The following is a 16,336-nucleotide window of genomic DNA, read 5'->3' on the forward strand; positions in this document are numbered from 1 at the left end:
AATGATTTCAAAAATGAGCTCAGAAGATATTCAACTAGTCGCTTTTAATATTATTTTGCATAGCGGCAATGCCAAAACCAAAATCCATGAAGCCTTTCAGGCAATGCGAACAGCCAAGTTTGACCATGCTAATCAACTTCTTGAAGAGGCTAATCATGAAATTTTAGCAGCCCATCAATCTCAAACCGAATTACTGCAATCTTATGCCAATGGTATGCAAATCGAAATGGAAATTATTATGGTGCATGCTCAAGACCATTTAATGACAACCATGACAATGCGTGAAATTGCAATTGAGATGTCATTTTTATATCAAAGATGTGATCAGCTATCGACTAACTAAAGAGGTTAAGCAATGATGATAAACGCCCAATTTGATAAGTCTAAAAAATTGAGTTTAACTAATCTTTATTTTAATCGTTTTTTAGCGATTCGCTACTCGACTGCTTTTTTGCTATTTTTGAATCTTTACTGGGCTGTTTTTTTGCTTGGCTCGAAGTCCTACACCGCTATTTTGCCTATTACGCTTTTTATTTTGGGTGCATTAACCGCTTTTGAACAAGTAAAGCTTTATCGCAATCATGATAACTTTATGCCATTTGCTAAGTTATTTTTTCAAATGATGCTTTTAATGTGTGGCGTGTTAGTTATCACCCTTTATACATCTTTATTTCATCTCTTTTTTCCATTTTTAAAAGATTCGCAATCTGTTTTAAATACGATCATGGGGCTACTAATTGGGAGTGGTGTAATGGCTTTTTTAATGCTTAAAAGATTGGCAAAAATTCAACGTAACGAGGATAAACATTTTAAACGAATCCAAGCTTATGAAGAAATTATTAATTAGATGAGGAAAACAAAATGAATACCGGATTTGTGTTTTTACAAAAGTATTTAATGACACCAATGGCAAAAATATCACAATTTAAAATTGTGCGCGCGGTAATGGCTGCCGGTATGGCATCAGTACCTTTTTCAATTGTTGGCTCTATGTTTTTAGTTTTTAATACCTTGCCAATGACATTCACGGGTTTAGAAGGTTTTTTCGAAAATACGTTTTTTCGGGTCAGTGATCTGTATATGATTGCCAATACCGCTACAATCGGTATTTTAGCGCTCTATTTTAATTTTGTTGTGGGCTATGAATTAACCAAAATTGAAGCGGAAGAGACAGGCTTAAAAGTGAATGCCCTTAACGGTGCAATGTTATCGGCTTTTGCATTTTTTATGACTTTACCGGAATTAGTCATGCAAAATGGGGTGATTACATTATTCAGTGATCAAAGTAACCTTGTGTTTAATGGTCTACGTTTAACGCCTTTTGTGTTTCGCTTAGGCACATCGGGGATCTTTATTGCTATTGTCATGGCAATAGTCGCCACGCATCTTTATTTTTTATGTGTCAGACGAAATTGGGTTGTTAAAATGCCCGAAACCGTACCATTAGGTGTTTCACGCTCCTTTACGGCGTTGATTCCAACGTTTGTTATTGCTTTTTGTATCATTATTTTAAATGGCTTTTTAGTGTTTATGGGGACAGATATCTTTGATATTGTCAGTATTCCGTTTACGTTTGTGACTAACTTAACCAAAAGTTGGTTAGGGATTATGGTTATTCTTTTTTTAATCCATGCATTATGGGTTGTAGGTATTCACGGGGCAAGCATTATTGGGGCGTTTATTACGCCAATTATGTTAGCCAATATGACCGAAAATACCGCAGGTGCACATATTCCATTCGCGGGTGAATTTAATAATTCATTGGTCATTTTAGGCGGCTCAGGTTCGACACTGTTAATGACGTTTTTTATTGCTTTTTTTGCTAAATCAAGCCAGTTAAAAATTTTAGGTCGTGCGTCTGCTGTTCCTGCCATATTTAATATTAATGAGCCGATTATTTTTGGTATGCCGATTGTTTATAATCCCTATTTAGCTTTACCTTTCTTTTTAGCGCCAATGGCATGTGGAACATTAGGTTACTTTGCTATTAGTTCGGGTATTATGAATCCCATCATTGCTTTAGTTCCTTGGCCATCACCAATGGGATTAGGCGCCTTTATCGGGACAGGTGGAGATTATAAGGCGGCCATTGTTGCGATACTGTCTGCTATTTTAGCGCTATTTATCTATCTTCCGTTTGTTAAACTTTATGACAATAAATTATTTAAAGAAGAGCAAGGCAAACCAGTTGATGATGTTCAAGAAGTTGGCGAAGCCGATTAAAAATAAACAAGTATAACCGTTTTATCAATTTATAAGTGTTAATTTAAGTCACGATTAATCATTCATCAATCGTGATTTTTTTTGATGAGTTTTTGCAAACTGAAAATTGTGTTGAATTATCAATACGTCCATTAACAATCACTGAACATAATTTACTCAATGCATGAATCTTCTATGCTATATTCATCTATTCCTCCACTTCAATTTTTGACTCGCTTTTCACATTAATAATAACGATGCCTAGCGACAAAAGTGGGGGAAGTTATCATGTATTTAGCAGGAGGTGTTGTATGTCCTATTTGAAAAATCTGTTCATTAAGTATTGCTGTTTTGCTTTGTTTTTATTGGTATCTCAGCAAGTGCTTGCTGTTGAAACTCATCAACTAAAATTAGAAGCAGGTGCAGTTGCTTCACCGGATAATTATGGTGCTATGGCAGCGAAGGAAATACTTGAAAAAGGTGGAAATGCAGCCGATGCCGCCGTGGCTACTGCATTTACCCTTGCCGTGACCTATCCTGAGGCTGGCAATATTGGCGGTGGTGGATTTATGACACTTTGGATGGATGGAAAACCTTATTTTATCGATTATCGTGAAGTTGCCCCCCATAATGCCTATAAAACCATGTTTTTAGATAGTAATAATGAAGTGAGCCCTGGTTTAAGTCTTTATTCTCATCAAGCTTCTGGTGTACCGGGTACGGTTGCCGGTATGTGGGCTGTTCATCAACGCTTTGGTCAATTAACCTGGCAAGAAGTGATGGCGCCAGCAATCCGCCTTGCTAATGAGGGTTTTATTGTCCCACCGCAACTTATTGAACGTTATCAAGAAGCGGTTGTGACTGCGCCAAACAACGGTTATTTTAAGCAATATTTTGGTAATATGAAAACCAATAAACTATTTAAACAACCTGAATTAGGTAACGTCTTAAATAAAATAGCGCAGTTTGGTCGTGACGGATTTTATAAAGGGGAAACAGCCAAACTGATCGCCCAACAAATGAAAAACAATAATGGTTTTATTACTGAATGTGATTTAGCAAATTATCAGATTAAATGGCGTGATCCTTTGATTGCCAATTGGCATGATATGCAAATCGTAACCGCTCCCCCACCAAGTTCAGGTGGCATTGGGCTGATTCAACTATTATTAATGAAGCAAGTAATAGCTGACATGTTTAAGGATATTAAGCCCAATTCTGCGCAATATATCCATTTATTAGCAGAAATTGAAAAACGTGTTTTTGCTGATCGCGCCGAATACATGGGCGATCCTGATTTTATCAGTGTCCCCGTTGCAAAACTTATCGATCAACAATATTTAGTTGAGCGTGCCAAACAAGTTAATCCTATTGCGATTTCAAAAACTGAGCAAGTGAAACCGGGTTTAGACTGGCAACATGAAAAGTTACAAACAACGCATTTTTCAATTGTTGATAAGTGGGGAAATGCAGTATCAAATACTTATACGTTAAATGGTTGGTTTGGTTCGGCTATTGTTGTCAAGGGTACAGGTATTTTACTTAATAATGAAATGGATGATTTTAGTAGCAAGCCCGGTATTGCCAATCAATTCGGTGTGGTCGGTAATGATGCAAATGCCATTGAACCCAATAAACGTCCATTGTCATCCATGTCTCCAACCCTATTTATCAAAAATAATAATGTAGAAATGGTGATAGGCACCCCTGGTGGTTCACGCATCTTTACCTCTATTTTTCAAGTCGTGGCTAATGTTTATGATAATAAGATGTCATTAAAAGATGCAGTGAATGCGGCACGTTATCACCACCAATTATTGCCGAACAATGTGATTTTTGTTGAGCGGTTTCAAACAAATGTACCGAATTTGTTTAAAAAAGAGTTAGAAAACATGGGATATCGCTTCGTGCAACAAGATTTTAGCGGAGATATTCAGGTGATTAAAATTCATAATAATAAACCAGAAGCCGTGTCAGATATTCGTGGTAGAGGTCAAGCGATTATCGTCAATTAGAGGATAAATTTAAGATTACATTAATAATCAATGTGTTGGGTAAATTGTGCTATCAATGATTAGGATTACACTTAGATTTTTTCTAGATAAGTATGGTAAAAAGTAAATAAAAAGCCCGTCAATGAGACGGGCTTTTTATCGCGATTTGAAGATAATTATTCTGCAATAATTTCAACAATAACTTTAGCAAAAGCTTCGCTGTGTACTTGGAATAACACTTCAAACTCACCTGTGTTACGTAATACACCATTTGGTAAGCGAACTTCGCTTTTTGATACTTCAATACCACGAGCTTTAACCGCATCAGCGATATCACGTGTACCGATAGAACCAAATAAACGACCTTCATCACCAGCTTTAGAAGTAATAGTCACTTTACCAAGTGCATTAATTTCAGCAACACGCTCTTCAGCGGCTTTTAATGTCTCAGCAAGTTTTGCTTCTAATTCAGCACGACGCGCTTCAAAAAATTCGATATTCTTTTTAGTCGCAGGTACTGCTTTACCTTGTGGAATCAAAAAGTTACGCGCATAACCCGCTTTAACATTAACTTGATCACCTAAGCTGCCTAAATTAGCAACTTTATCGAGTAGAATAATTTGCATTATATGTTCCCTCTGTTGCTAATTACTGATGGTTGTCAGTATATGGTAATAATGCCAAGTAACGAGCGCGTTTGATAGCGCGAGCTAATTGACGTTGATATTTTGCACTAGTACCAGTAATACGACTTGGTACGATTTTACCACTTTCAGTGATATAGCTTTTTAATAAAGAAACATCTTTATAATCAATTTCTTTAACGCCTTCTGCAGTAAAACGGCAGAATTTGCGACGACGGAAATAACGTGCCATTTGGCTATTCTCCTAATAGTTTAATTTGGTCAGCATGTAACACAAGTTGACTTGTTTGATTACGTTTAGTGTGTGTACTAATAAAGCCACTCACTAATACTTTGCTGCCTTTTTTTATGTAACTTAACTCTTGTTGTCCGCTGGCAATAACGGGCATTATACACCATGCTTGCCTTGTGAGTTCTGCTTCAATTTGTTCAGAAACATGTTCTAAATAAAATTGGCAGTGTGACACTCCACTTGGACTGATTTTTCTTATCGGGGTCTTGGTAACAATACCCGATAACACCAAACGATTATTCTTCGGAATCATCGTCCATGTTTACTTCGCTAAAATCTTCTTCAGCGTTACGACGCTCATCTTTAGCTTTTAACATTGGTGAAGTTTCAGTTACAGCATGTTTAGTACGCATAATTAAACTGCGAATGACTGCATCATTGAAACGGAAGTTATCTTCAAGCTCGTTAACAGCTTCTTGAGTCGCTTCAACATTCATTAACACATAATGTGCTTTGTGCAGTTTTTCGATAGGATAGGCTAATTGACGACGACCCCAATCTTCTAAACGATGAATTTTTCCACCATCAGTCGTTAATGTACCAGTATAACGTTCGATCATACCCGGTACTTGTTCACTTTGATCTGGGTGAACCATAAAAACAATTTCGTAATGACGCATTATCGCTCCCTACGGATTAATCAGCTTTCTGTCGGGGCAACCGCAACCCATTGAAAGCAAGGAACATGAAAATTTGGCGGTTGAAATCGACGGGGCATTATATATCAACTGACCATAATTGACAAATGAATATGTTAAGTTTAATAAATTTTTGTGCCAGACTAATACTGATGATAATTGTTTGATAACAATAAATTTAAGGAATACTTCACGCAAATTCTTAAATAATTCTTGATAAGTTTAATCATATTTTCATTCTCGGCTTTCTTTACCAATTAAAAAGGTCACCCTTTGGTGACCTGAATATAGCAAAACATTTATTGTTTATCTTTATGTTGTAATCTTATTTTGCCGCTTTTACGGCTAAGCCTAACTGCCATACTGCCATTGCATAATAGCTACTGTGATTATAACGGGTAATGACATAAAAATTAGGTAATCCATACCAGTATTGATAACGATTCCCCATATCAAGCCTTAACAAGCTAACCTGTTTATTGCCATCTAATGTGCTTTGTGGTTTCAATCCTGCTTTGGCCAATCTTTCAATCGAATATTTGGTACTAAACCCTGTTTCAAGCGATAATGCCTGTCCATCGGCTTTTACAGCCACTTTTTTTCCTTTTTGCCAACCATAGGCTTTAAAATAGTTGGCAACGCTGCCAATCGCATCTACCGGATCCCACAAATCAACATGACCGTCATGATTAAAATCCACCGCATGATTTCTAAATGCTGATGGCATAAATTGACCGTACCCCATTGCCCCAGCAAATGATCCATTTAAATCAAAAGGATCAACACCTTCATCTCGACACATAATTAAGTAATCTTCTAACTCTTTAGCAAAATAGGCCGAGCGTCTTGGGTAATAAAAAGTAAGTGTCGAGAGTGCGTCAATAATTTTTGTTTTTCCCATGACTCTACCCCACCCTGTTTCAACACCAATAATACCGACAATAATTTCAGGTGGAACACCATACTCTTTATAAGCTTGCGCTAACTCTTTTTCATATTTATGCCAGAACTCTACTCCTCTTGGCAGATTGCTAGGCGTGATAAATTTATTTTTATAGCGGATCCAAGCACCATTAGGGCCAGTCGAAGGCCCCGACTGTGGTGCTTGTTTGTCCATTAAATTTATAACCCAATCAAGTTTTGTGGTTTGTGCTAGTACTTCTCGAAGTTGTTCCCGATCAAAGCCATGTTTATTGACCATTTTATCGATAAACTTTTCTTGTTCAATAGCCAATGGCGCATCGTTGACAATGACAAGATCATGCTCTTTTTCAAGATAAACACCACCCGCTACATTTGATTGACCTCGATGTTGTTGCATCGGCGATGTTGTCGAGTTGTTACTTTGGCAAGCAACAAGTAACCATACCATACTGAATAAAATGACAATACGTTGCATAACCCATCCACATTTAAAGAGTTAAATAATAAACAGCATAATAATGTATTTCATGCTATTCAACAATGTTTTGACAAGGTTGCCCTTGAGAAATCTGCTTGATATTGGTTAATGTGGTTTCGGAGATATTCAATAAGGCTTCTTGCGTTAGAAAAGCTTGATGCCCTGTAAAAATCACATTATGACACGATGATAATCGACGGAACACGTCATCTAAAATAACATCATTCGATTTATCTTCAAAAAAGAGGTCTCGTTCATTTTCATAAACATCCATTCCTAATGCGCCAATTTTGGTTTGCTTTAAGGCATCGATTGCGGCTGTCGCATCAAGTAATCCACCACGACTGGTGTTAATAATCATGACGCCATTTTTCATTTTTTTAAATGAATCTTTATTAAGTAGATGATAGTTTTCAGGGCTCATTGGACAGTGAAGCGTAATCACATCGGATTTTGCATAGAGTTCATCAAGTTGGACATATTGCGCACCTAATTCGACTGCAATATCATTTGGAAAAGGATCATAAGCTAAAATATTCATACCAAAACCTTTTAGGATTCGGATCACTGCTTGTCCAATTTTACCAGTACCAATCACGCCTGCGGTACGATTATGCATGTTAAATCCAGTTAAGCCATCAAGGGCAAAATTCGCATCGCGAGTCCGTTGGTAGGCTTTGTGAGTACGTCGATTAAGCGTCATCATGAGTGCAACGGCATGTTCGGCTACTGCTTCAGGTGAGTAAGCTGGTACACGAACAACCGTAATGCCTAATTTTTTGGCTTCAGCAATGTCAACATTATCAAATCCGGCACACCGTAACGCTAAGATTTTTACCCCACAATGCGCAAGTTTTTGTAAAACGGTTTTATCAACTTCATCATTAACAAATACACAAACGGCATCATAACCTTGTGCTGTGACTGCTGTTTTATGACTGAGTTTATGATCATAATATTCGATATTAAAACCAAATTTTTTATTGGCAATCTCTAAATGTTCTTTGTCATAGTGTTTACTACTGAAAACCGCAATTTTGATTGAATGTTTCATTTTTTTGCACCTCTGTTCATGGTGATTAACGCATGTTTAGTTGTCTCTGTTTTTTATAGTTTTATTAAAACTATACAGACATTGTAAACCTAAATAAAATAATTTCAGCCAAATACCAAAATGAATGAATTGTTTGCTTTGACCTTAGTGATTATTTTGACAATGATATGTTATGATAGCACTTTGCTAAAAAACTAACCAATAATGTTAAATAATGAATAAGAAATTAACTGGTACATTTTTAAATAGAAAAATGTTGCTTTGTGTTTATACAGGCTTTTGTTCTGGATTACCATTTTTCTTTATAATTCAATTAATTCCGGCTTGGTTAAAAGTTGGTGGTGTCGATATTAAAACAATTGGCGCTTTTACACTAACACAAATACCGTATTTATTAAAATTTCTTTGGGCACCATTATTAGATCGTATTTCACCTTTTTCGCTTGGATATCGCAAAGGATGGTTGCTTTTAACACAATTAAGCTTATTGTTCATCATACCTATTTACGGTTTTCTGACACCGAAAAACAATATTGATATCATTGTGTTCCTTAGTTTACTGACTGCATTTATTTCAGCAACACAAGATGTTGCTATCGATGCATATCGAAGAGAAATTTTAAGTGATAATGAACTTGGTAACGGAAATAGCATACATATTAACGTTTATCGAATTGCTGGATTTATTCCTGGTGGTTTATCTCTAATTCTTGCTGATTATTTATCTTGGATTGAAGTTTTTGCTTTCACTGCAGCTTTCATTGTTCCAATGCTAGTTATTACAATGATGTTAAAGGAACCAATGCATAATAATTACATTCCATCGGATAAATCCGTTTTCGTGCAATCCATAATTGAATTTATTAAGCGTATATCGTTCCCAAAAGTTTTATTTGTATTATCTTTTGTGGCTCTGTACAAACTCGGGGACAGTCTTGCAACATCTTTAGCGACACCTTTCTATTTGGATATGAAGTTTGAAATGAGGCATATTGGTACTATAGCTAAAAATGCTGTCGTATGGCCTAGCCTTTTGGGGGCATTAATTGGTGGTGTATTTATATCAAAATTTGGATTGAATCGTTCGTTATGGATATCTGGTTTTGTTCAGATGTTTTCAATTTTAGGTTTTGTTTATTTATCTTGTGAAGGACCTTTTCAATCAATAACCTATAAACAATTAATTATGTTGGGGATTGTAATCAGTTGCGAATCAATAGGAGTGGGTATGGGTGCAACAGCATTGGTTACCTATATTTCTAAAAATACAAGCCCACTATTCACAGCAACCCAATTTGCTTTATTAACAGGTTTTTCAGCTATACCGAGAACATTAATCAATTCTATGTCTGGCTTTTTAACCTCTTATTTAGGCTGGACTAATTTTTTTTGGTTGTGCTTTTTTCTTGCTATACCAGGAATGTTATTACTTTTTGTAGTTGCGCCATGGAATAAAAAAACTTAGGAGAGAATATGGATCAATTAACTCAAGCATTAAATTTTCGGCATGCATGTAAAAAGTTTGATGACACGAAAAAAATCGCTCAGGCTGATATGGAATACATTTTAGAAGCGGGTCGATTATCACCGTCTTCTTTTGGTATTGAGCCTTGGCATTTTGTCGTTGTGGATAATGATAAAATCAAAACGGAATTACGTGCTGCTTGTTACAATCAAGAACAGGTAACTAGTTGTTCACATTTTGTCATTGTGCTTTATCGTAAAGCCAATAATTTTACATTACAAAGTGAATATTTGCGTCGTACCGTCGCCCGTGGATTACCGAATGCTAATGATCAAACTGCAATCGATACGGCAAGTCAATATTTCATCAATTTTTATGAGCATGGTTTAGCAAATGGATTAACCGTTAATCATTGGTCAGAAATGCAAGATTATCTTGCTTGTGCCAATATGCTAACAGCGGCAGCGTATCGAAGTATTGATTCGTGTGCTATTGGGGGATTTGAATACGACAAAATTGTGCAAATACTTGAAAAATATATGCCGCAATTTAGTGCTGAATCTTATGGTATTGGACTTGGTTTAGCGTTTGGTTATCGATTAAAAGAGCCAACAGCAAAAATTCGCTGGCCACTAAAAGATCTTACAACGTATTTATAAAATTAAAAAAAACTTCCGTGCCTAATGGCGACGGAAGGAACAAAATGAAAAAAACAACACCGAATTTATTTAACCGATTGGTATAAGGTTTCGGCATCTGTTGATGCCGAATCCATAATAAACACCACGCCAGATAAAATATTGCCAATTTGTGGATCGGTAATATTTTGTTGTAATGACGTTAATATTTCTTGCGCCCAATTGATTTTTCGTAGTACGGCTTCTACGTTTTCTTTTGAAGGATTATTCACTTTCATTTCCCTCCATCTTGCTAGGATTTCATCTTTAAAAATAATGAATAATAGTTATCAAAATAAGTAACAGGTTTTGAATAAGAAAAAAACACATTTTAAAGGCAAAAAAGATAAAAATAAAACAAATGTTGTTTTAAAAAACTTAAATTCAATTAAAAAAACCGAAAAGAAAAAGATAATCGCATTTTAACCAATTAAATAAATATATTGTGTCTACCTATCGCTACAATAATCAATTTTTTTGCCAGAATGAGATCGATAATGATAGACTTGTGAGCCAGAAATATCGTTAATATCAATTGGTAGACTGTTTGTTGGCTGTCAGTAATTAAAAAATTTTCTGCACGAAAATTGACAATAAGATGCCAGAACAAAAATGAGTAAGGATTTTAAAGATGAAGACTAAACATGTACGTTTGTTAATACTGGGTTCTGGTCCAGCTGGATATACCGCAGCGGTGTATGCCGCACGTGCTAACCTTTCCCCTACCTTAATTACCGGATTACAGCAAGGCGGACAGCTTACCACTACAACAGAACTCGAAAATTGGCCAGCAGGTGCACCTGATTTAACAGGCCCTGAATTAATGGTCAAAATGCGAGAACATGCCGAACGATTTAATACAGAGATTATTTTCGATCAAATTGATCGTGTCGATTTTAGCAGTAAGCCTTATAAGCTTTATGGCAGTGAAACAGAATATCATTGTGATGCATTGATTATTGCAACGGGTGCGTCTGCCCAATATCTAGGCTTGCCTTCTGAAGAAGCTTTTAAAAGTAAAGGGGTATCAGCTTGTGCGACTTGTGACGGATTTTTCTATCGTAATCAGAAAGTGGCTGTCGTCGGTGGCGGTAATACAGCTGTCGAAGAAGCACTTTACTTAGCTAACATTGCAAGTGAAGTTCACTTAATTCATCGTCGTGATACCTTTAGAGCAGAAAAAATATTAATGAATAGATTGCACGAAAAGGTACAACAGGGAAAAGTGATTTTACATACTCATCGCATTGTTGATGAAATTTTGGGCGACAATATGGGCGTAACGAGTGTCAGGTTACTCAGTACACAAGATCCGAATATCAGTGAAGAAGTCGCTGCTATGGGCGTTTTTATCGCCATAGGTCATAAACCAAATACCGAGATTTTCGAAGGACAACTTGAGTTAAAAAATGGTTATATCAAAGTCAAATCAGGTACTGAAGGGCGAGCAACACAAACCAGTGTCGAAGGAATTTTTGCAGCAGGCGATGTGATGGATCACATTTATCGGCAAGCCATTACTTCGGCAGGTACGGGTTGTATGGCGGCATTGGATGCAGAGCACTATTTAGATAATTTAAAATAGAAAAATATTGATATTCATGTCATTAGATAAACAACGTCAAACTTATTTATTAAATTGGCTAAAGCAGCATGCAAAAGGATATAAATCTGACTTGCGTGCCTCGACTTTAACCGGCTTTTTGTTAACCATTTTTGTGATCTTTCAAGCGGCTTTGTTAGCGACGATCTTACAAAAGTTAATTATTGAGCAACACAGATTTTTTGACATTTTGCCTTATTTTGGTTGTTTGGTTATTGTGTTTCTTGTCCGCGCTGGTTTACTTTATTTACGAGAGAAAATTAATTTTATTTTAGGCAAAAAAGTTAGAAAACAGATTCGTCATCAATTAATCAATCAGCTTGAAAAAATGGGCCCTGCTTATCTAAATCGAAGCACCACCGGTGCATGGAGTACATTAATTATTGAACAAGTTGATAATCTCCAGGATTTTTTTGCCCGCTATTTACCGCAAATGCGTTTAGTGAGTATGGTACCTATTTTAATTTGTATCGCAATTTTCCCTTTTAATTGGGCAGCAGCACTTATTTTACTCGCTACAGCCCCATTAATTCCGATTTTTATGATTTTAGTGGGTATGGGTGCTGCGGATATTAATCGTCGCCACTTTAAAGCATTGAGTTATCTAAGCGGTCATTTTTTAGATCGATTAAAAGGTCTAAATACCATTCGGCTGTTTAATCAAGGCGAAAAACAAGCTCAAGAGATTAAGCGTGCATCCGAAGATTTTCGCGTTAAAACGATGCAAGTTTTAAAAGTCGCTTTTTTGTCTTCTGCCGTTTTAGAGTTTTTCACCTCGATTTCAATCGCCATTGTGGCGGTATATTTTGGATTTTCTTATTTAGGCGAGTTTGATTTTGGTTCTTATAATGGCACAGTCACGCTTTTCGCTGGTTTTTTTGCGTTAATTTTGGCGCCAGAATTTTTTCAGCCTTTACGTGATTTAGGCACTTACTATCATGCGAAAGCCGAAGCTATTGCTGCCGCTGATAATATTGAATCTTTTTTAAATGATGAAAATTCATCAATAAATGCTGAACATCAAGTAAAATCGATTCCCTTTAATGAGCCATTAAAATCTATTGAAGCAGATAACTTAATCGTATTATCCAACGAGCGACACCCTATTGTTGGCCCTTTATCTTTTTCGCTAAAGGCGCCTTTTAAATTAGCATTAATAGGAACCAGTGGCGAGGGGAAAAGTTCGTTAATGCAAGTTTTACTTGGTTTTTTGCCTTATCAAGGTTCATTAAAAATCAATGGGATTGAGTTTAATCAGTTAAATATCACTGATTGGCAAAAACAAGTCAGTTGGATTGGTCAACATCCCTATCTTTTAAATAGTTCTGTACGAGATAATATTTTACTTGGTAATCCGCTTGCCAGTAATGAAGAACTTCAAGCCGTCATTTGTAAAGCACAGCTTATTGACGTTGTAGCTAAACTGCCCGAGGGGTTAGATACCCTTATTGGCGAAGATGCTATCCGGTTATCGATTGGACAAGCACAGCGCGTGGCTTTAGCCAGAGCGATGCTAAAGTCTTGCCAATTATTGATTTTAGATGAACCTACAGCAAGCTTAGATCAAGAAACAATTAATCATTTAGAACGACATAATATTGCCCCTAATACGATTACAATTACCCATCAGTCGGACGATATGCAGTACGCAGATCAAGTTTGGCAACTGGCTCATGGTCAATTAAATTGTAACGTTAAGGAGATCACATGCTAGCAATTTTGCGTCCATACATTGCTCTGTATAAACACTATTTTTGGCAAATCTTAATTGGATTATCTTTATCGATTCTCACCCTGTTTGCAAGTGTGTTTTTGCTCTCTTTATCTGGCTGGTTTTTAGCGTCAACCGCTTTTGTGGGGGTAGCTGGTTTGTATTCTTTCAATTATATGCTTCCTGCTGCTGGGGTTCGGGCAGCAGCGATTACCCGAACGGCAGCACGCTATATGGAGCGTTTAGTTGATCATAATACAACCTTCAAAATTCTTGCTTACTTAAGGACATTAGCTTTTCGCAAACTATTACCATTAAGTGCCAATCAATTAGCACAATATCAAAAAGCGGATCTGCTTAATCGATTTATTGTCGATATTGATGCGCTTGATCACCTTTATTTAAAACTTTTTTCACCCATTGTAACTGCATTGATAATGATCGCAATTTTATTTATCGGATTAAGTTACATTAATCTACCTATTGCGCTCATCATTACCATTATTCTCACGCTGACTTTGCTTACTGTACCTGTAATTTTTTATTATGCCGGTAAACAATTAGGCGAGACATTGGCAAAACAGCAAAGCGATTATCGTTCACAACTGATTAGCTATTTACAAGGACAAGCTGAACTCACTTTATTTAATGCCCAAGCAAAGTATCGTGATAAACTTGATGAACTTGAATCACAGTGGCTTAGTAATCAACAACGTCAATCAACATTAGTGGCGCTATCGAGTGCATTAATTTTATTAATCTCAGGTTTTTTAACACTGCTGGTATTATGGCTGATCACTCAATATACACTTTCGCCATTAGTTGCCTTATTTGTATTTGTTTGTCTTGCCAGTGCAGAAATTTTAATGCCCATTCCTAATGCCTTTATATTTTTAGGGCAAGTCATCGCTTCGGCATCCCGTATAACGGCTATTTTTAGTCAAACACCTGAAATTACCTTTGTGAAAGAAGGTAAAACACTTGATTTGACAATGGCTAAATTACAATTTGATAAAGTTAATTTTAGTTATCCAAATCAACCTTTTATCATATTAAAGGATTTTTCGTTAACGGTTGAATCTGGTGAGCATATTGGGTTGATTGGTAAAACCGGCTCAGGTAAATCAACACTGCTCAATCTGATTAATCGCATTTGGGAACCCAATTCGGGGTCAATCTATTTGAATGATACCCCTATTAACCAGTTGGATGAAAAAACACTTCGCCAAGCTATTGCTGTCGTTCCGCAAGTTATTACCATTTTTAGCGATACGTTACGGCAAAATTTGCTGATTGGTAATGAGCAGGCTACCGATCAGCAATTGATAGATGTTTTACATCAAGTTGAGCTGGATAAATTACTTATTACGGAAAAAGGTCTCGATTTACTTATTGGGCAAGGTGGGCGTGCGTTATCGGGTGGTGAAATTCGCCGTATTGGGATTGCTCGAGCATTACTGCATCATTCACCCTTGATTTTAATGGATGAACCAACCGAAAGCTTGGATCAACAAACGGAACAGCAGATCATTAAACTTATCCAACAATCCTGTAAAGGTAAAACTTTACTTATGGTAACACATCGTTTAATTGATAATCCGTTATTTGATCGAGTAATTTCGCTCTAACTTAGCGTGTAACATAGTGTTATTATTTATATGTTTTTTAGGATAAATTTTTAGAGAACGTACATTTTGTGACTGTTTAACATTTTAAACAGTCAAACTTGAATACGTGACAAACCAGTTAAGATGTTTAAATTTTTTGTAAGATAACTTTTGCCTAATGGTTATCTACACTGCAATTTTTAAAATATGTTATACTAGTGCTTTATTTAGATTGATAGAGAGTTTATTTTGCAACAGTCATTACAAGATTTCATTACAGATAAAATTGATGATTTAAAAGGCAAGGATATTGTCATTCTTGATGTGAAAGGTAAATCAAGTATTACTGATTATATGGTCATTTGCACCGGTACATCAAATCGTCACGTGTCTTCAATTGCAGGGCATTTAATTGATGAAGCTAAAAAGCATGGGTATCTTGTTTTAGGTAGTGAAGGACAAAGTGATGCTGACTGGGTTGTTGTCGATATGGATTCTGTGATTGTGCACATCATGCAAGAAGAAAGTCGTCAACTTTACGAACTTGAAAAACTTTGGGGTTAATTAGGTGAAAATACAGCTCATTGCTGTAGGCACTAAAATGCCTAATTGGGTCACAACTGCTTTTGATGATTATCGCTTTCGTTTTCCGAAAGATATGCCTTTAGAATTAATCGAAATACCGGCAGGAAAACGTACTAAAAATGCCGATATCGTTCGTATTTTAGATAAAGAAGGCGAATCGATGCTTAGTGCTTGTGGCAAAGGTAACCGTATTGTCACGCTAGACATTCCCGGTAGACCTTATACTACTCATAATTTAGCCGAGCAATTGGAACGTTGGAAGACAGATGGACGTGATGTCAGTTTATTAATTGGTGGGCCTGAAGGACTTTCACCAGCTTGCAAAGCAGCAGCAGAACAAAGCTGGTCATTATCCCCCCTTACCTTACCTCATCCTCTTGTTCGAGTTATTGTGGCTGAAAGCCTGTATCGAGCTTGGAGTTTAACCACTAATCATCCTTATCATCGTGAATAATGACAGAG

The 16,336-nt window shown here is 36.5% G+C and carries 18 protein-coding genes; 11 read left to right on the plus strand and 7 right to left on the minus strand.

Annotated elements, in window-relative coordinates:
* Position 1: 1 nt before the first annotated feature.
* The 4 genes from ACGH47_RS03225 (at position 2) to ggt (ending at position 4,217) form a co-directional block, all read left to right on the plus strand.
* Complete coding sequence (locus ACGH47_RS03225; RefSeq protein WP_411622724.1) at positions 2–343, plus strand: PTS cellobiose transporter subunit IIA; 342 nt, start codon at positions 2–4, stop codon at positions 341–343.
* A gap of 12 nt (positions 344–355) precedes the next feature.
* Entirely contained in the window at positions 356–847 is a 492-nt protein-coding gene (locus ACGH47_RS03230) for a hypothetical protein (protein ID WP_411622725.1), read from the plus strand.
* A 14-nt stretch (positions 848–861) separates the two neighbouring features.
* Positions 862–2,223 (plus strand): PTS cellobiose transporter subunit IIC, encoded by a 1,362-nt coding sequence (celB, locus tag ACGH47_RS03235; RefSeq protein ID WP_411622726.1) that lies wholly within the window; start codon positions 862–864, stop codon positions 2,221–2,223.
* A gap of 290 nt (positions 2,224–2,513) precedes the next feature.
* Positions 2,514–4,217 carry a gamma-glutamyltransferase gene (gene ggt, locus ACGH47_RS03240; RefSeq protein ID WP_411622727.1) on the plus strand — a complete coding sequence of 568 codons (1,704 nt, stop codon included), beginning with the start codon at positions 2,514–2,516 and terminating at the stop codon, positions 4,215–4,217.
* Positions 4,218–4,372: 155 nt separating this feature from the next.
* On the opposite strand, the gene rplI is transcribed toward ggt, so the two are convergent.
* The 6 genes from rplI to ACGH47_RS03270 all read right to left on the minus strand — a co-directional run bounded on the left by rplI (position 4,373) and on the right by ACGH47_RS03270 (position 8,214).
* Entirely contained in the window at positions 4,373–4,822 is a 450-nt protein-coding gene (gene rplI / locus ACGH47_RS03245) for a 50S ribosomal protein L9 (RefSeq protein WP_267351555.1), read from the minus strand.
* 22 nt (positions 4,823–4,844) lie between these two features.
* A complete protein-coding gene (gene rpsR, locus ACGH47_RS03250) occupies positions 4,845–5,072 on the minus strand; it encodes a 30S ribosomal protein S18 (protein WP_025314965.1) in 228 nt (75 codons plus the stop codon).
* Between the two features lie 4 nt (positions 5,073–5,076).
* On the minus strand, positions 5,077–5,382 hold the full coding sequence (priB, locus tag ACGH47_RS03255; RefSeq protein ID WP_411596968.1) for a primosomal replication protein N: 306 nt from the start codon (positions 5,380–5,382) through the stop codon (positions 5,077–5,079).
* The gene (rpsF, locus tag ACGH47_RS03260; protein ID WP_065559156.1) at positions 5,369–5,752 is read right to left on the minus strand and encodes a 30S ribosomal protein S6; all 384 of its coding nucleotides are present in this window, start codon (positions 5,750–5,752) and stop codon (positions 5,369–5,371) included. The genes priB and rpsF overlap by 14 nt, the downstream gene beginning before the upstream one ends.
* 343 nt (positions 5,753–6,095) lie before the next feature.
* On the minus strand, positions 6,096–7,169 hold the full coding sequence (gene mltB, locus ACGH47_RS03265) for a lytic murein transglycosylase B (protein WP_411622728.1): 1,074 nt from the start codon (positions 7,167–7,169) through the stop codon (positions 6,096–6,098).
* A gap of 55 nt (positions 7,170–7,224) precedes the next feature.
* Entirely contained in the window at positions 7,225–8,214 is a 990-nt protein-coding gene (locus tag ACGH47_RS03270) for a 2-hydroxyacid dehydrogenase (RefSeq protein ID WP_267351759.1), read from the minus strand.
* Between the two features lie 226 nt (positions 8,215–8,440).
* Here ACGH47_RS03270 and ACGH47_RS03275 point away from each other — a divergent pair, with 226 nt between their 5' ends.
* Positions 8,441–9,691 (plus strand): AmpG family muropeptide MFS transporter, encoded by a 1,251-nt coding sequence (locus ACGH47_RS03275; protein ID WP_220216675.1) that lies wholly within the window; start codon positions 8,441–8,443, stop codon positions 9,689–9,691.
* An 8-nt stretch (positions 9,692–9,699) separates the two neighbouring features.
* Complete coding sequence (locus ACGH47_RS03280; protein ID WP_267351560.1) at positions 9,700–10,350, plus strand: NAD(P)H-dependent oxidoreductase; 651 nt, start codon at positions 9,700–9,702, stop codon at positions 10,348–10,350.
* 65 nt (positions 10,351–10,415) lie between these two features.
* On the opposite strand, the gene ACGH47_RS03285 is transcribed toward ACGH47_RS03280, so the two are convergent.
* Entirely contained in the window at positions 10,416–10,607 is a 192-nt protein-coding gene (locus ACGH47_RS03285; RefSeq protein ID WP_267351562.1) for a hypothetical protein, read from the minus strand.
* Positions 10,608–10,999: 392 nt separating this feature from the next.
* Between ACGH47_RS03285 and trxB the strand changes: the two genes are divergently transcribed.
* From trxB to rlmH, 5 genes are all read left to right on the plus strand, one after another.
* On the plus strand, positions 11,000–11,953 hold the full coding sequence (trxB, locus tag ACGH47_RS03290) for a thioredoxin-disulfide reductase (RefSeq protein ID WP_411622729.1): 954 nt from the start codon (positions 11,000–11,002) through the stop codon (positions 11,951–11,953).
* A 16-nt stretch (positions 11,954–11,969) separates the two neighbouring features.
* Positions 11,970–13,685: a heme ABC transporter permease/ATP-binding protein CydD gene (gene cydD / locus ACGH47_RS03295; RefSeq protein ID WP_411622730.1), complete on the plus strand. Its 1,716-nt coding sequence runs from the start codon at positions 11,970–11,972 to the stop codon at positions 13,683–13,685.
* Complete coding sequence (gene cydC, locus ACGH47_RS03300) at positions 13,679–15,310, plus strand: heme ABC transporter ATP-binding protein/permease CydC (RefSeq protein ID WP_411622731.1); 1,632 nt, start codon at positions 13,679–13,681, stop codon at positions 15,308–15,310. Before cydD ends, cydC begins: the two co-directional genes overlap by 7 nt.
* A 225-nt stretch (positions 15,311–15,535) precedes the next feature.
* A complete protein-coding gene (gene rsfS / locus ACGH47_RS03305; RefSeq protein ID WP_065559148.1) occupies positions 15,536–15,853 on the plus strand; it encodes a ribosome silencing factor in 318 nt (105 codons plus the stop codon).
* Positions 15,854–15,857: 4 nt separating this feature from the next.
* Complete coding sequence (gene rlmH, locus ACGH47_RS03310) at positions 15,858–16,328, plus strand: 23S rRNA (pseudouridine(1915)-N(3))-methyltransferase RlmH (protein WP_267351570.1); 471 nt, start codon at positions 15,858–15,860, stop codon at positions 16,326–16,328.
* Positions 16,329–16,336: the final 8 nt, after the last annotated feature.

This window comes from Gilliamella sp. CG16 (genome assembly GCF_046635785.1).
GTDB lineage: Bacteria > Pseudomonadota > Gammaproteobacteria > Enterobacterales > Orbaceae > Gilliamella > Gilliamella apicola_I.

Coding starts and splice junctions, on each gene's coding strand:
- ACGH47_RS03225 (WP_411622724.1), top strand. CDS start 2: ATGATTTCAAAAATGAGCTCAGAAGATATTCAACTAGTCGCTTTTAAT.
- ACGH47_RS03230 (WP_411622725.1), top strand. CDS start 356: ATGATGATAAACGCCCAATTTGATAAGTCTAAAAAATTGAGTTTAACT.
- celB (WP_411622726.1), top strand. CDS start 862: ATGAATACCGGATTTGTGTTTTTACAAAAGTATTTAATGACACCAATG.
- ggt (WP_411622727.1), top strand. CDS start 2,514: ATGTCCTATTTGAAAAATCTGTTCATTAAGTATTGCTGTTTTGCTTTG.
- rplI (WP_267351555.1), bottom strand. CDS start 4,822: ATGCAAATTATTCTACTCGATAAAGTTGCTAATTTAGGCAGCTTAGGT.
- rpsR (WP_025314965.1), bottom strand. CDS start 5,072: ATGGCACGTTATTTCCGTCGTCGCAAATTCTGCCGTTTTACTGCAGAA.
- rpsF (WP_065559156.1), bottom strand. CDS start 5,752: ATGCGTCATTACGAAATTGTTTTTATGGTTCACCCAGATCAAAGTGAA.
- mltB (WP_411622728.1), bottom strand. CDS start 7,169: ATGCAACGTATTGTCATTTTATTCAGTATGGTATGGTTACTTGTTGCT.
- ACGH47_RS03275 (WP_220216675.1), top strand. CDS start 8,441: ATGAATAAGAAATTAACTGGTACATTTTTAAATAGAAAAATGTTGCTT.
- ACGH47_RS03280 (WP_267351560.1), top strand. CDS start 9,700: ATGGATCAATTAACTCAAGCATTAAATTTTCGGCATGCATGTAAAAAG.
- ACGH47_RS03285 (WP_267351562.1), bottom strand. CDS start 10,607: ATGAAAGTGAATAATCCTTCAAAAGAAAACGTAGAAGCCGTACTACGA.
- trxB (WP_411622729.1), top strand. CDS start 11,000: ATGAAGACTAAACATGTACGTTTGTTAATACTGGGTTCTGGTCCAGCT.
- cydD (WP_411622730.1), top strand. CDS start 11,970: ATGTCATTAGATAAACAACGTCAAACTTATTTATTAAATTGGCTAAAG.
- cydC (WP_411622731.1), top strand. CDS start 13,679: ATGCTAGCAATTTTGCGTCCATACATTGCTCTGTATAAACACTATTTT.